The organism is Streptomyces sp. WELS2 (genome assembly GCF_013870595.1).
In the GTDB taxonomy this organism is placed as follows: Bacteria; Actinomycetota; Actinomycetes; order Streptomycetales; family Streptomycetaceae; genus Streptomyces.
In genome coordinates, this window is record NZ_JACBWZ010000086.1 from 1 (window position 1) to 14,543 (window position 14,543).

11 protein-coding genes are annotated in these 14,543 nt (G+C 70.7%); 3 read left to right on the forward strand and 8 right to left on the reverse strand.

The annotated features are described in order from the left end of the window. The coding region (locus H5J33_RS08295; protein ID WP_220212088.1) for a hypothetical protein at window positions 1–422 on the forward strand (422 nt) is incomplete at its 5' end. 76 nt (window positions 423–498) lie between these two features. Then, window positions 499–2,703, forward strand: a complete 2,205-nt coding sequence (locus tag H5J33_RS08300; protein WP_181794234.1) for a trypsin-like serine protease — start codon at window positions 499–501, stop codon at window positions 2,701–2,703. Window positions 2,704–2,787: 84 nt separating this feature from the next. On the opposite strand, the gene H5J33_RS08305 is transcribed toward H5J33_RS08300, so the two are convergent. Genes H5J33_RS08305 through H5J33_RS08315 form a run of 3 tightly spaced genes read right to left on the reverse strand, consistent with a single transcriptional unit; the run spans window position 2,788 to window position 9,070 of the window. Next, window positions 2,788–3,933 (reverse strand): glycosyltransferase family 4 protein, encoded by a 1,146-nt coding sequence (locus tag H5J33_RS08305; RefSeq protein ID WP_181794235.1) that lies wholly within the window; start codon window positions 3,931–3,933, stop codon window positions 2,788–2,790. Next, window positions 3,930–6,803 carry a CDP-glycerol glycerophosphotransferase family protein gene (locus H5J33_RS08310; protein ID WP_181794236.1) on the reverse strand — a complete coding sequence of 958 codons (2,874 nt, stop codon included), beginning with the start codon at window positions 6,801–6,803 and terminating at the stop codon, window positions 3,930–3,932. The genes H5J33_RS08305 and H5J33_RS08310 overlap by 4 nt, the downstream gene beginning before the upstream one ends. Window positions 6,804–6,811: 8 nt before the next feature. Continuing rightward, window positions 6,812–9,070 (reverse strand): bifunctional glycosyltransferase family 2 protein/CDP-glycerol:glycerophosphate glycerophosphotransferase, encoded by a 2,259-nt coding sequence (locus H5J33_RS08315; RefSeq protein ID WP_181794237.1) that lies wholly within the window; start codon window positions 9,068–9,070, stop codon window positions 6,812–6,814. Between the two features lie 260 nt (window positions 9,071–9,330). Between H5J33_RS08315 and galE the strand changes: the two genes are divergently transcribed. Further along, complete coding sequence (gene galE, locus H5J33_RS08320) at window positions 9,331–10,302, forward strand: UDP-glucose 4-epimerase GalE (protein WP_181794238.1); 972 nt, start codon at window positions 9,331–9,333, stop codon at window positions 10,300–10,302. A gap of 83 nt (window positions 10,303–10,385) precedes the next feature. Here the strand turns inward: galE and obgE are convergent, their stop codons facing one another. The 5 genes from obgE to H5J33_RS08345 form a co-directional block, all read right to left on the reverse strand. Then, a complete protein-coding gene (gene obgE / locus H5J33_RS08325) occupies window positions 10,386–11,831 on the reverse strand; it encodes a GTPase ObgE (protein WP_181794239.1) in 1,446 nt (481 codons plus the stop codon). Window positions 11,832–11,970: 139 nt separating this feature from the next. Further along, entirely contained in the window at window positions 11,971–12,225 is a 255-nt protein-coding gene (gene rpmA, locus H5J33_RS08330; protein WP_030605064.1) for a 50S ribosomal protein L27, read from the reverse strand. Between the two features lie 14 nt (window positions 12,226–12,239). Continuing rightward, window positions 12,240–12,560 carry a 50S ribosomal protein L21 gene (rplU, locus tag H5J33_RS08335; RefSeq protein WP_028422127.1) on the reverse strand — a complete coding sequence of 107 codons (321 nt, stop codon included), beginning with the start codon at window positions 12,558–12,560 and terminating at the stop codon, window positions 12,240–12,242. 193 nt (window positions 12,561–12,753) lie between these two features. After that, entirely contained in the window at window positions 12,754–13,815 is a 1,062-nt protein-coding gene (locus H5J33_RS08340; RefSeq protein ID WP_181794240.1) for an iron-containing alcohol dehydrogenase family protein, read from the reverse strand. Further along, window positions 13,803–14,543: phosphocholine cytidylyltransferase family protein (locus H5J33_RS08345; RefSeq protein ID WP_258564960.1), on the reverse strand; the 741-nt coding region annotated here is incomplete at its 5' end. The genes H5J33_RS08340 and H5J33_RS08345, both read right to left, overlap by 13 nt.

Consider the following 14,543-nt stretch of genomic DNA (forward strand, 5'->3'; position numbering starts at 1 on the left):
AGGATCTTGTCGGCGTACGGGTAGGCGTAGTTCTCGCCGGCGAGGCCCCCGGGTACGCCGTCGAGAACTACGCCTACCCGTACGCCGACAAGATCCTCGCCGAGAAGAACATCGTCCTCAAGCGCGGCGACGGCCACATCACGCTCGCCGACTGCGCGAACGGGACCGGCTACCTCGAGGTCTGGGCACGCAGCAAGGACAAGATCTGCTTCCAGGTCACCGGCAACAGCGGCTGGCTGTCCCTGGAGATCCCCTCCGTCTACGTCATCCGGGGCAACGACTACGCGGCCCAGGTCGACATGACCGTCGGCGCGGAGGAGAAGTCCTTCGACATCCCGAAGAACACCTGGACCCCGGTCGGCGAGAGCGCGGACCCGGAGGGCCGTGAGCACCTCCTCGTGGAGATCAGGACCTCCAAGTAACGGCCCCCACCGCGCCGTTCGCCCGCCGACCACCGAGCCCTCCGGTCCTCGAGACCATGTCCAAGGAAAGCACTTCATGCGACTCACCAGACACGTGCGCCTGTCCGCGCTCGCCGCTGCCCTGATCGCGGGCCCGATAGCGGTGTGCGCCGCACCCGCGTCCGCCGTCACCGGCACGCCCGTCACCGACGCCAGTTTCGGTTACACCGCGCAAGTCGTCGTCGGCGACCACGACCGCGGCTGCTCCGGTGTCCTGGTCGACCCCGAGTGGCTGCTCACCGCGGCCAGTTGCTTCGTCGACGACCCCGCCGCGGGCCTGACGGTCCCCGCGGGCAAGCCCAAGTCCGGGGCCACCGCCACCATCGGCCGCCTGGACCTCGGCGGCTCGGACGGAGCGGTGCGCAGCATCGTCCAGCTGGTCCCGCGCACCGACCGCGACGTGGTGCTGGCCCGCCTGAACCGGCCGGTCACCAACGTCGCTCCCATCGCCCTGTCGGCCACCGCCCCCGCGGCCGGCGAGGAGCTGCAGTTCGCCGGATTCGGCCGCAACAAGACCGAGTGGGCGCCGCTGAAGCTGCACACCGGCGCGCTCACGGTGGACTCGGCCGCCGCCACGACGGCCGCCGTCACCGGCAAGGACGGCGCTGCGGCCTGCATGGGCGACACCGGCGGCCCGGTGGTGCGCGTCTCCGGCGGCACGCCCCAGCTGGTGGCCCTCAACAGCCAGTCCTACCAGGGCGGCTGCTACGGCATGGACCCGGCCGAGACCCGCACCGGTGGCATCGCCGCCCGGGTCGACGGCCTCGCCTCGTGGGTGAACTCCACCGTCGGCGCGCCCCGCATCACCGACTTCAACTGTGACGGCGTCGAGGACACCGCCATCGCCGACCCCAAGGCCACCGTCGGCGGTGACGACGGCGCCGGTGTGGTCCGCATCGTGTACGGCGGCGGCAAGGGCACCGCGGAGATCAACCAGGACCTGGACTGGGTGAGCGGCGGCGCCGAACCCGGCGACTGGTTCGGCGAGAGCCTGGCCACCGTCGACTACAACGAGGACGGCTGCACGGACCTGGTGGTCGGCACCCCCTCCGAGGACCTGGACAAGGCCACCGACGCCGGCATGGCCGACCTGCTGTACGGCGCTCCGGGGGGCCTCGGCACCGGTGCCACGAAGAGCACCCACTTCGAGCAGGGCTACGGCAACGGGTCCCTGAAGGCGAGCGGTCCGGAGACCGGTGACCGTCTGGGCCAGGCCCTCGCGGCCGGCACCACCGCCGCCGGCGAGCCGTTCATCGTGATCGGCGCCCCCGGCGAGTCCATCGGCACGGTCGCCAAGGCGGGCATGGCCTTCTACGTGCACGGTGACACCAACACCGGCATCAGCCAGGACACCACCGGCGTCCCGGGCGCCGTGGAGGCCAACGACGGCTTCGGCGCCGTGCTCGCGGCCGACTCCAACCACCTGGTCATCGGTGCCCCCGACGAGACGATCGGCAGCAAGGCGAACGCCGGCAACCTCGCCGTCTTCTCCCACAAGCTGAACTCGGCGCAGCAGCCCACCCCGCTGTTCGGTCTGGACCAGGACCTGGACACCGTCGGCGGTGCCGCCGAGGCCGGTGACCTCTTCGGCAAGTCGCTGGCGCTGGTCGACTACCGCCCGTCCGGCGCGGCGGCGGCCACCGACTCCATCCTCGCCGTCGGCTCGCCCGGTGAGGACCTGGACATCGACGGCGTCAACAAGGCCGACGCCGGCCTGGTGCTCACCTTCCGCATCACCGCCGCGGGCACCTACAGCCAGCTCAACACGTACTACTCCGGCACCGCGTCCGACGAGATGACCGGCACCTCCGAGGCCGGCGACCACTTCGGGCAGTCCGTGGCCGCCGTCAACACCGCGCCGCGCGCGGTGGGCAGCACGGCGACGATGAAGCTCGCCGTCGGCATCCCGGACGAGGCGATCGGCAGCACCGCCGGCGCCGGCGCCATCACCACGTTCTCGCTGCTCGGTTCCCGCGGTGACAACAACCGCTGGATCGAGGCCGGCACCTCCGGCATCCCGGGCCCGGCGGGCGCGGGCCAGCACCTGGGCATGAGCATCCACTACACCGGCACCAAGCTGTACGTCGGCATGCCCTACGGCCCGTCCACCTACGGCACCGCCTACGGGCTGCCGCTGTCCAACGTGACGGCCGGCGGTACCAACGCGGCCATCACCACGTACCAGCCCGGCAAGGGCGGTCTGCCGGCCGCCGGCGCCCGCTTCGGTTACGTCGTCCGCTAGTCCCGGCGCACGAGCAGCAGACGTACCCCTACAACGGAAGGGCCGGCCCGTGACGGGCCGGCCCTTCTGTCATGCCTGAGGTCGTCAGCGCTCCAGGAACCTGAACAGTTCCTCCCACCGGTCACGGATGACCTTCGGCGAGTAGCGCTGGACGTTCTTGCGGGCGAGTTCGCCCATCCGGTCGCGGAGGTCGGCGTCCTCCATCAGCCGGCCGAGCTTCTGGGCGAGTTCGGGGACGTTCCCGGGACGGGCCAGGAGACCGTCCTCCTCGTCACGGATGATCTCGCGCACGCCCGGCGCACAGTCGAAGGCCGCGCACGGCACCGCGCACGCCATGGCCTCCAGCAGGGCCAGCGGGAAGCCCTCGCCCCGGGAGGACTGGACGAACACCGACGCCCCGCGCAGCGCGCCGGCGACGTCGTCCGTCTGCCCGGCCCACTCCACCCGGTCGTCCAGGCCGAGCCGGGTGCACTGGCTGCGCAGCGCCTCCTCGTCGGGGCCGGAGCCGTAGATCCTCAGGAGCCAGTCGGGGTGCCTGGGCGCCGCTTCCGCCCACACGTCCAGGAGCATGTCGATGCCCTTCTGGTGCCCCAGGCGGCCGATGCTCGCGACGATCTTCTCGGTGCGCTCGGAGGGGATCTCCGGCATCATCGGCAGCGGGTTGGGCATGTAGCCGACGTTGTTCATGCCCCGGCCGATCCACAGGTCGGCGTCCTCGCGGGTCAGCAGCAGCAGGCGGTCGACGTTCTTGTAGTACCGCTCGACGCGCCCGAAGCGGGAGGAGCCGCGCGAGTACTCGTAGGACTCGTGGCTCATGCCGATGACCGGGTGGCCCGCGGTGTCCGCGAGCGCGACCCACTCCATGGCCCACACCTGGGTCACGATGATCATCGCTCCGGGCCGGGCGGCCCGGAAAATGGCCGACAGCCGGTCGGCGGCCGCCCGCATGCCCTCCTCGCGCGCGGCCTCGCGGCGCCGGGCCGGGAGGTTTGCCCGGTCCAGCAGGGTGCGGGCCTGCCAGCGGCCGGGCGGGCGCTCGTCGTAGAGCGTCACCGTGGTGAAGGGCGGGTTGTCGCCCAGGTCCATGGGCACCTCGGGCGGCGCGATGCCGACGATGGTGACCCGGTGGCCCTCCTCGGCGAACAGTTCGGCCATCAGCGCCTGCCAGCGGGCCACTCCGCCGAGTTCGTTGACCTCGTTGGCCACGAAAATGATGTCACGCTGTGTCATCGGGCGTCTCCCCGGTTTCCGAAGAAGCGATCGACGATCTGGGCGGCGGCGTCGCCGCGGTCGTACTCGCCGTACTGGGCCACGAATTCCTTCAGGCGCGCCTCCTGTCCGGAGGCGAGGCCGTCCAGGTCCTCCAGGACGCCGAAGAGGTCCTCCGCCGTGTGGACGACGGGACCGGGGGCCTCCTGCGACAGGTCGAAGTACGTTCCGCGGCTGTTGTCGACGTACTCCTCCCAGTCGTAGGTGAAGAACACCATGGGACGCTGGAGCAGTGCGTAGTCGAACATCACCGAGGAGTAGTCGGTGATGAGCGCGTCCGCGAGCAGCAGGACCGGGGTGATGTCCGGCTCGCCGCTGACGTTGACGACCCGGCCGGCCACGGAGGGCGGCAGCGTGACGTTGTTCAGGTAGTGCGTGCGCACCAGCAGGGTGAAGCGGTCACCGAAGCGGTCGGCGAACTCGTCCACGTCGAACGGGAACTCGAACTTCTTGACCTTGCCGTTCTGCTCCCGGAACGTCGGGGCGTACAGCACCACCGGGCGGTCCAGGCGGATGCCGAGGCGCTCGGCGAGTTCCCGGGCGGCCGGGTCGAGGGTGCCGGCGTCCCGGGCCCTCACGAGCGCGTCGTTGCGCGGGTATCCGGTGCGCAGCAGCCTGTCCTCGGTGATCCGGTAGGCCGGGGCGAGGGTCCGCTCGTCGTGCCGGCCGCGCACCACGAAGTAGTCGAACCGGTCGATCGCCTCCTGGTAGGCGCGCTGCTCGTGCTCCGGCTTGATGCGGTACTTCGGCTCGTCGAAGCCCATCCGCTTCAGGGCGGAGCCGTGCCAGGTCTGGATGTACGTGGTCTCCGGGCGCTTGTTCAGCTTCAGCGGGAAGCCCTGGTTGTCGATCCAGAACTCGGCCTGTGCCAGCGCCCTGAGGTAGGGCCAGGACCAGCGGCGCACGAGTTCGACGTCGTCCGGGAAGCCCGTGGGACGCTCACCGGCGTAGGACCAGATGGCGTGGAAGGGCAGGTTGCGGCGGCGCATCTCCTCGTAGATGGCCCGCGGGCTGTCGCTGTACTGCTTGCCGAGGTGGCTCTCGAAGACGACCGTGCCCTTGCGGATCGGCAGCAGCCGGATCATGCGGTGGTAGGTCTCGATCTTGCGCGGGCCCGAGTGCAGGTCCTTGCGCACCTTGACGACCTTGCGCGCCATCTTCTTGGCCATCGCGGCGGGCGGGCTCTGCAGGTTGCGCCGCACCAGCGTCGTGGTGCGCTGGGCGAGCGTGCCGTGCTGGGTGAGCCGGAAGGCCAGGTGGCCCTTGGCCGAGGCGTGCGGCACGAGGCGGTCGGCCGTCATCCGCCCGAGCCGGGGACGGACCCGGACCACGCCGGCGTCCTCCAGCGCGGTCTGGCCGACGGTGAGCCGGCTGGTGGACTGGACGCCGTCGACGCTCAGGTAGAGGCGTACGTCCCACACCTCGTCGACGATGCCGAGGGGGCGGAACTTCGCCGCCAGCGGCACGGTGGCCTGCCACGCCACCGACTCGCCCTCGTGCTGGACGCTCTGCACCGGGAAGCGGAACTTCTGCAGGCTCCTGCGGCGGGCGCGGAACTCCAGCTCGGCCTTCAGCTCCGCGCCCGGCGGGATGACCCCGAGCGGGTTGACGACGGCGCCGGACACCTTGATGCCGGCGGGGTTCTCCGCGTAGGAGGTCACCTGGTTGCGCAGCCACATGCGCTGGACCGGCCGGGTGTGGTAGCCGAGGTCGGTGACGTCGAGGATCTTGCGGGCCAGCGGGTCGTCGAGGTGCTCCGCGCACCAGTAGACCCGGCCGTCGTGCTCGGCCAGCGGGCTGGAGACCTTGCGCGGGTTGATGAGGGTGTCGATCGCCGGGGTGAGGTTCTTCCAGTCCTCCTGGAGCAGCAGGTAGGCGCAGAGCCGGTGGACCGGGGACAGCTCCTCGTAGGCCTCCGGGGAGAAGCCCTGGATGTAGCCGCGGGCCAGCTCGGCGAACCGGTGGCGGTAGTCGTCGTCCAGGAAGGGCAGGTCGCGCAGGTACAGCACGAGGTCGTGCTTGAGGAACTTGCGGTCCTTGTGGAGCTTCAGCTCGCTCTGGCCCCGCTCCGCGAGGACGCGGTCGATCCGGCGGTGGATCTCCACGCGGTCGGCGAAGTTGTTGATCTCGTGGCGCCGGTTGCTGATCGACTTCGCGGCGGCCTTCTCCACCACGTTCCAGTGGTAGACCGTGTTCGGGATCAGGGTGATCCGGGAGGCGGCCAGGTAGGCCTGCGCGGAGAAGAGCAGGTCCTCGTAGTGGATGCCCTTGGGGAAGGTCAGGCCGTTGTCCAGCAGGAACTCACGCCGGTAGCACTTGTTCGTCGACAGGGTGTCGAAGACCATCAGGTCCGGTATCTCGGCGACCGAGTCGAAGGTGCGGGTCTCCCGGTACAGCCACGGGTACCACTTGACCTTCTTGCCGTTCCGGCTGTCGATGTGGACGCGCAGGCAGAGCCCGGAGACCAGGTCGGCGCCCGTGGCCTCGGCCGCGTCGAGCATGTTGCGGCAGGCGTTGAGCTCCAGGGTGTCGTCGCTGTCCAGGAACATCACGTAGCGGCCGCGGGCGACGGCGATGCCCTGGTTGCGCGGCTCGCCGCAGCCGCCGCTGTTCTCCGGCAGCTGGATCGCGCGCACCCGGTCCGAGCGGGCGGCCAGCTGCTGCGCGACCTCGAAGGAGCCGTCGGTGGAGCAGTCATCGGCGATGATGACCTCGACATTGCGCAGCGTCTGGTCCAGGACCGACTGCACGGCGGTCGGAAGACGTGCCGCGTCGTTGTAGACGATGACTACGACGCTGATGTCGGGCGTTGTGTCGGGTTGCTGGGACACTGCAGCGGCTACCTCTGGCTCGTGTGGGTGGATATCAGGGCCGACGCGTCGCGGGACGGCTCCGGCGGCGGGGCGGGGGTCCGCTCGTCCAGTGGGACGACCGGCGGCAGATCCCGGAGTTCCTCTCCGAGGAAAATGTGGCGTACCACACGCTCCGCCGCACGACCGTCGTCGAAGTCGCAGAAGCGGCGACGGAACCGATCGCGTGCCCGGGCGGCCCGCTCCCCGCGCCAGGCGCCGGAACAGAGTACTTCGGCCAGCTCCTCCTCGGTGGTGGCCACGGCCCCCGGCCCCTCGGCGCGCACGTCGAAGTACGTGCCGCGCACGACGGAGTAGGTGTCCCAGTCACCGGCGTGGACGACGATCGGCCGGTCCAGGTTGGCGTAGTCGAACATCGCCGAGGAGTAGTCCGTGACCAGGCAGTCGGCGGCGAGGTAGAGACGCTCGACCGCGGGGTGGTCGGACACATCGACGATCCGGCCCTCACAGCGCCATTCGTCCGGCCACTGCTCCGGGCGCTCGCCGGGGTGCGGCCGCACCAGCAGCACCGCGTCCGGCCCGAGCCGCCCGGCCAGCTTCGCCAGGTCCGGCCGCGGCACGGAGCCACGCTGGTACTCGCGGCGCGTCGGCATGTACAGGAAGGCCGTCACGCCCTCGCCCAGTCCGAGCTCGCGACGGGCCTCGCGCACGTCCTCGGCGGTGGAGTTGAGCAGGACGTCGTTGCGCGGGTAGCCGGTCGTCAGGGAGGTGTACGAGCACGGGTACGCCCGCTGCCACACGGCGCTGGAGAAGTGGTTGGAGACGAGGCTGAAGGTCCAGCGGTCGCAGCGCCGGAGCAGTGCGGCGAAGTCGGTGCCCGCCGAGGCCGGGTACTGCCGCCGGTCCAGCCCCATGGTCTTGAGCGGGGTGCCGTGGTGGGTCTGCACATGGATCTGGCCCGGCCGGCGCACCACGGCGTCCGGGAAGTTCTCGTTGCCGACCAGATAGGTGGCGCGGGCGAGGGCCGCCCAGTACTCGCGCGACCCCGTCCGGACGAAGTCGACACCCTCGGGCAGCTTGTCCACCGCGTCCGGGCGGACGGCCCACACCCGGCGGATGTGGGGTGCGCGGCGGGCGAGCTCGGCGTCGATGGCCGCCGGGTTGCAGGACACGCCGCTGCCCCCGTAGGCGGAGAACACCGCCAGGTTCTCGTCGAGCGGCAGTCTCAGCTGGTGCCGGTAGTCGAGGTTCAGCGCGGTGCGTCTGGTGCGGCGGAGGGTGGTGCGCGCGTAGCCGCTCGCCTTGGCGCGCAGCTTCACGACGGCCTTGGCGCCCACCAGGCCGGCGTAGGCGTCGCGCTCCAGCAGCGCGTACTTCTTGCCGCGCGAGCCGACCGGCTTGCGGAAGCCGGCGGGCACCCGGGCCCGGTAGTCGGCGGCGGCGCGGTGGAAGAACTCGGCCCGCGCGTCCCGCGGCAGCCGGCCGGGACGCTCCAGGATGGCCAGGTAGTGGTCGACCATCTTGCGGAACAGCGGTGCGCGCCACTGCCCGGCGTCCTCGCGGGTGTCGAGGAACTCGAAGACGCGGCGGTACTGGTCGAAGATGTCGAAGTGCTTGCGGCTGACGGTGGCCAGGATGTTGCCGCCCTCGCGCCGCTGCCGGTACAGCAGGCAGACGCGGTTCAGCACGGCGATGCGCTCGGCGCTGATCAGGGAGCGGAAGGTCCACAGGGCGTCTTCGTAGTAGCCCGGCGGGAAGGTGAGGCCCTCGCGGGCGATGAAGTCCCGGCGGTAGGCCTTGTTGCAGACGATCTGGAGCAGGTTGAGCAGCTGCGGACGCTCGGCGAGGGAGAACACCCCCGGGCCGGCCTCCGCGAGCAGACGCGCCTTCTGGTTCGGGCGTATCTCGCCGTCCCAGTAGGTGCGGACGTAGTCGTAGATCAGTACATCGGGATCGCCGGCGGCCGTCAGCCGCTCCGCTATCGCGCCGAGCGCGCCCGGTGCCAGGGTGTCGTCGCTGTCCAGGAAGAGGACGTAGTCGCCCCGCGCCGATTCCAGAGCAGCGTTGCGGGCCCGGCCGAGGCCCACGTTCTCCATGAGGTGGATCACACGAATGCGATCGTCCCGGGCGGCGTACTCATCCAGGAGGGCGCCGGAGCCGTCCGGGGAGCGGTCGTCGACCGCGACGATCTCGAAGTCCTGGTAGTCCTGGCCGAGGACCGACTCAAGGCACTCTGCGAGGTAGCCCTGCACGTTGTAGACGGGGACGACGAGAGAGAGCCTTGGCATCCTTAGCAACCTGTCTCCGTGGCGGACTTTGACGACGCGATCGCGGCCGGCACATGCGGCCATCGCCGACCCGAGTGCACACCGTCCATCAGCGTAGAGGATTAACAGGTTGTTTCCGTCGGGGCCACTTGTCATCTTACCGACAGTCACCGCATCGGCATTGTCCTATTACTCCGCATGGAACCGGATTCGCCCGATTCGATTTTTCCGGGGCCGGGAGACAGGCTGAACAGACTGACCGCCGCTGTGAAGAGGTGACGATGAGCTGGCTGGTAACTGGTGGCGCCGGATATATCGGCGCGCACGTGGTACGCACCCTGATCGCGGGTGGTGAGGAGACCATTGTCTACGACGACCTCTCCACCGGCAGCGCCGACCGGGTGCCCGAGGGAGTCCCGCTGGTGGTCGGCAGCGTACTGGACGCCGACAGGCTGGAGCGGACGATCCGTGACCACCAGGTGACCGGCGTGGTGCACATCGCGGCCAAGAAGCAGGTGGGCGAGTCCGTCGAGCGGCCGCTGCACTACTACCGGGAGAACGTCACCGGGCTGCAGACCCTGCTGGAGGTCATGACCGCCAACGGGGTCGACCGCATCGTCTTCTCCTCCTCCGCCGCGGTCTACGGCATGCCGGACGTGGACCTCGTCACCGAGGACACCCCCTGCGCGCCCATGAGCCCGTACGGCGAGAGCAAGCTGATCGGCGAGTGGCTGCTCACCGCCGCCGCCCGGGCGCACGGACTGCGCGCCGCCTCCCTGCGCTACTTCAACGTGGCCGGGGCGGCCGAGCCCGCGCTCTCCGACACCGGTGTCTTCAACCTCATCCCCATGGTGTTCGAGCGCCTGGAGGCCGGTGCGGCGCCGCGCATCTTCGGCGACGACTACGCCACGCCGGACGGCACCTGCGTACGCGACTACATCCACGTCCAGGACATCGCCGGCGCGCACCTGGCCGCCGCCCGCCGCCTCACCGACGCCGAGGCGGGCACGTCCCTCGTCCTCAACATCGGCCGCGGCGAGGGCAGCTCGGTGCGCGAGATGGTGGACCGCATCCTGAAGGTCACCGGCCGCGAGGACGTACGGCCCGAGGTCACCGAGCGCCGCCCCGGCGACCCGGCCCGCGTGGTGGCCTCCGCCGACCGCATCCGGCGGGAGCTCGGCTGGAGCGCCGCGCACGACCTGGACGACATGATCGAGTCGGCCTGGCAGGGCTGGCGGCACCGCCACCCGTGAACGACGAACGGGCGGCGCCGCACGGCGCCGCCCCGGGGCGTCACGGCCCCCGCCGGTCCACGACCGGCACCGCCCGGACCGCTTTAGAACGGCTCGAAGTCGTCGAACTCCCGCAGCGCCTCGTCGCGCTCGGCCTGCTTGTCCCGGCGCCGCTGGGCGGCGGGGCGGGGCTCGTCGAAGCGGTGGTCCTCGCCACGGCGGCCGAGCATCTCCGCGCCGGACATGACGGTCGGCTCCCAGTCGAAGACGACCGCGTTCTCCTCGGGGCCGATGGCGACGCCGTCGCCCGCGCGGGCGCCCGCCTTCATCAGCTGCTCCTCCACACCGAGGCGGCCCAGCCGGTCGGCCAGGTAGCCGACGGCCTCGTCGTTGTTGAAGTCGGTCTGGCGGACCCAGCGCTCGGGCTTCTCGCCGCGTACCCGGAACAGCGGCTCGCCGCCGGTGTCCTCGCGTACGACGGTGAAGCCCGCGTCGTCCACGGCCTTGGGCCGGATGACGATCCGGGTCGCCTCCTCCTTCGGCTTCGCCGCGCGCGCCTTGGCGACCAGCTCGCCGAGGGCGAAGGTCAGCTCGCGCAGACCGGTGTGGGCCACGGCCGACACCTCGAAGACGCGGTAGCCGCGGGCCTCCAGGTCGGGGCGGACCATCTCGGCGAGGTCCTTGCCGTCCGGTACGTCGATCTTGTTCAGGACGACGATGCGGGGCCGGTTGTCCAGGCCGCCGTACTCCCGCAGCTCGGCCTCGATGACGTCGAGGTCGGAGACCGGGTCGCGGTCGGACTCCAGCGTGGCGGTGTCCAGCACGTGCACCAGCACGCTGCACCGCTCCACGTGCCGCAGGAACTCCAGGCCGAGGCCGCGGCCCTGGCTGGCGCCGGGGATGAGGCCGGGCACGTCGGCGATGGTGTAGACGGTGGAGCCCGCGGTCACCACGCCCAGGTTCGGGACCAGCGTCGTGAACGGGTAGTCGGCGATCTTCGGCTTGGCCGCGCTGAGCACGGAGATCAGCGAGGACTTGCCGGCACTCGGGTAGCCGACGAGGGCCACGTCCGCGACGGTCTTCAGCTCCAGGACGATGTCGTGGACGTCGCCGGGCTCGCCGAGCAGCGCGAAGCCGGGCGCCTTGCGGCGGGCGGAGGCCAGCGCCGCGTTGCCGAGGCCGCCCCGGCCGCCCTGCGCGGCGATGTAGGAGGTGCCGTGGCCGACCAGGTCGGCGAGCACGTTGCCCGCCTTGTCCAGCACGACCGTGCCGTCCGGCACCGGCAGGACCAGGTCCTGGCCGTCCTTGCCGGAGCGGTTGCCGCCCTCGCCGGGCTTGCCGTTGGTGGCCTTGCGGTGCGGGGAGTGGTGGTAGTCCAGCAGCGTCGTGACCGACTGGTCGACGGTCAGGATGACGTCACCGCCCCGGCCGCCGTTGCCGCCGTCGGGGCCGCCGAGCGGCTTGAACTTCTCACGGTGGACGGAGGCACAGCCGTGGCCTCCGTTACCCGCGGCGACGTGCAGTTCGACGCGGTCCACGAAGGTGGTCATGGTGGGGTGCCTCCAAAAGACGAACGGGGTTTTACCTGTGTTAACACGCGAAAGGCGGACCCGCCTTCCCGCCCGGGAAGTGAGGTCCGCCTCGCGAAAGCGTTCAGCGCTGAATCAGGCGATCAGACGATCTGGTGATTCAGGCGACCGGAACGATGTTCACGACCTTGCGGCCGCGGTGGGTACCGAACTCCACCGCACCGGCCTGCAGGGCGAACAGCGTGTCGTCGCCGCCACGGCCGACACCGGCGCCGGGGTGGAAGTGGGTGCCGCGCTGGCGGACCAGGATCTCACCCGCGCTCACGACCTGACCGCCGAAGCGCTTCACGCCGAGCCGCTGGGCATTGGAGTCGCGACCGTTCCGGGTGGACGATGCGCCCTTCTTGTGTGCCATTTCTCCTCAGTCCCTTACTTCGCAGCCGTGGGGATCGACGTGACCTTGATCGCCGTGTACTGCTGGCGGTGACCCTGCCGACGACGGTAACCGGTCTTGTTCTTGTAGCGCAGGATGTCGATCTTCTGGCCCTTGTGGTGGTCCACGACCTCGGCCTGGACCTTGATGCCGGCCAGGACCCACGGGTCGCTGGTCACGGAGTCGCCGTCGACAACGAGCAGGGTCGAGAGCTCGACCGTGTCGCCAACCTTGGCGGTGGAAATCTTGTCAACCTCAACGATGTCGCCGACAGCAACCTTGTGCTGGCGACCACCGCTGCGCACGATGGCGTACACGCGGATCTCACTTTCGCTCGCTTAAGAACCGGCACCCCCGCAGGCCAGCCGCCCAGAAACACCACAGACGACCTCTCCCGGCCAACCGCGTTGCCCGGGAGGAAGAGGTTTACGGGGATGTGGCGTGTTCAATGGACACGCCGACGGTCCAGGTTACGGGGCCACGGCCAGGGGGGTCAAACCGGGCCACGGCTCAGCACGTGACCGCGGCGGCGTACTCGGCGTACGCCTCCTCGATGCCCTCCGGCGACAGCTCCAGGTGTTCCAGGACGGTGTACCGGCCCGGCCGGGTCTCCGGGGCCAGCCGGACGGCCCGCGCGAACTCCTCGTCGTCCAGGCCGATGTCCCGCGCCAGCACGGGCAGTCCGTGGCGGCGCAGCACGCCGGCCAGTTGCCGGGCCCCCTCGTGGTCGCCCCGCAGATGCGTGGCGAAGGCCGCCGCGAGGCCCACCTGCTCGCCGTGGCTCGCCGCCCGCTTCGGGTACAGCAGGTCGAGCGCGTGACCGATCTCATGGCAGGCGCCCGAGGAGGGCCGGGTGTGACCGGCGATCGACATGGCGATGCCCGAGAGCACGAGGGCCTCGGCGAGCACGGTGAGGAACCCGTCGTCACCGCAGCCGCCCGGGTGGCGCAGCACGCTCTCGCCGGCCTGGCGGGCCATCGCCGCGGCCAGGCCGTCGATCCGCTCCCCCTCGACCCGGTGGGCCAGCTCCCAGTCCGCGACCGCGGAGATGTTGGACAGGGCGTCGCCGATGCCCGAACGCACGAAGCGGATCGGCGCCTCCCGCACCACCGCGAGGTCCACGAGGAGGGCGATGGGCGTGGGCACGCCGTACGAGCCCCGGCCGGCGTCGTTGCCCAGTATGGACACGGGCGAGCAGATGCCGTCGTGCGAGAGGTTGGTGGCGACGGCGACCACCGGCAGCCCGATGCGCGCCGCGGCGTACTTCGCGCAGTCGATGACCTTGCCGCCGCCGATGCCCACCACCGCGTCGTAGCGGCCGGGCTTCATCTCGTCGGCCAGCCGGATGGCGTCGTCCAGGGTGCCGCCGCCGACCTCGTACCAGGTGGCGCCGGGCAGGCCGGGGGCGATCCGCTCGCGCAGCCGGGCACCGGAGCCGCCGCTGACGGCGATGGCGAGCCGGCCCGACTGCGAGATGCGTTCGTCGGCGAGGACGCCCGCCAGGTCGTCCAGGGCACCCGGGCGGATGTCCACGACGACCGGCGAGGGGATCAGCCGGGTCAGTACTGGCACGCGATCTCCCGTCCCCGCGCGAGGTCGTCGTGGTTGTCGATCTCGACCCAGTCGACCTCGCCGATCGGCGCCACGTCGATCCGGAAGCCCCGGTCGACCAGCTCCTGGTACCCGTGCTCGTAGAACTGCTGCGGGTCGTTCTCCCAGACCGTCTTCAGCGCGTCCGCCAGCTCGGGCGCCGCCCCGCCCTCGATCAGGGTCACACCGATGTACTCGCCGGTCGCCTCCGCCGGGTCCATCAGCTTGGTGATCCTCGTCATCCCCTTCGCCGGGTCGACGACGACCTTCATCTCCTCGTCGGCCAGCTTCTTCACCGTGTCCACGGCGAGGATGATCTTCTTGCCCTCACCCCGCGCGGCCAGCAGCGCCTTCTCCACGGAGACCGGGTGCACGGTGTCGCCGTTGGCGAGGATCACCCCGTCGCGCAGCGCGTCACGGCCGCACCACAGCGAGTAGGCGTTGTTCCACTCCTCGGCCTTGTCGTTGTCGATCAGGGTGAGCTTCAGGCCGTACTTCGCCTCCAGCGCCGCCTTGCGCGCGTAGACGGCCTCCTTGCGGTAGCCGACGATGACCGCGACCTCGGTCAGCCCGATCTCGGCGAAGTTGCCCAGCGTCAGGTCCAGGACCGTCGGTTCACCCTCCACGCCCTCGGGCCCCACCGGCACCAGCGCCTTGGGCAGCGTGTCGGTGTAGGGGCGCAGACGCCGTCCGGCGCCGGCCGCCAGCAC

Coding starts and splice junctions, on each gene's coding strand:
- H5J33_RS08300 (WP_181794234.1), top strand. CDS start 499: ATGCGACTCACCAGACACGTGCGCCTGTCCGCGCTCGCCGCTGCCCTG.
- H5J33_RS08305 (WP_181794235.1), bottom strand. CDS start 3,933: ATGACACAGCGTGACATCATTTTCGTGGCCAACGAGGTCAACGAACTC.
- H5J33_RS08315 (WP_181794237.1), bottom strand. CDS start 9,070: ATGCCAAGGCTCTCTCTCGTCGTCCCCGTCTACAACGTGCAGGGCTAC.
- galE (WP_181794238.1), top strand. CDS start 9,331: ATGAGCTGGCTGGTAACTGGTGGCGCCGGATATATCGGCGCGCACGTG.
- obgE (WP_181794239.1), bottom strand. CDS start 11,831: ATGACCACCTTCGTGGACCGCGTCGAACTGCACGTCGCCGCGGGTAAC.
- rpmA (WP_030605064.1), bottom strand. CDS start 12,225: ATGGCACACAAGAAGGGCGCATCGTCCACCCGGAACGGTCGCGACTCC.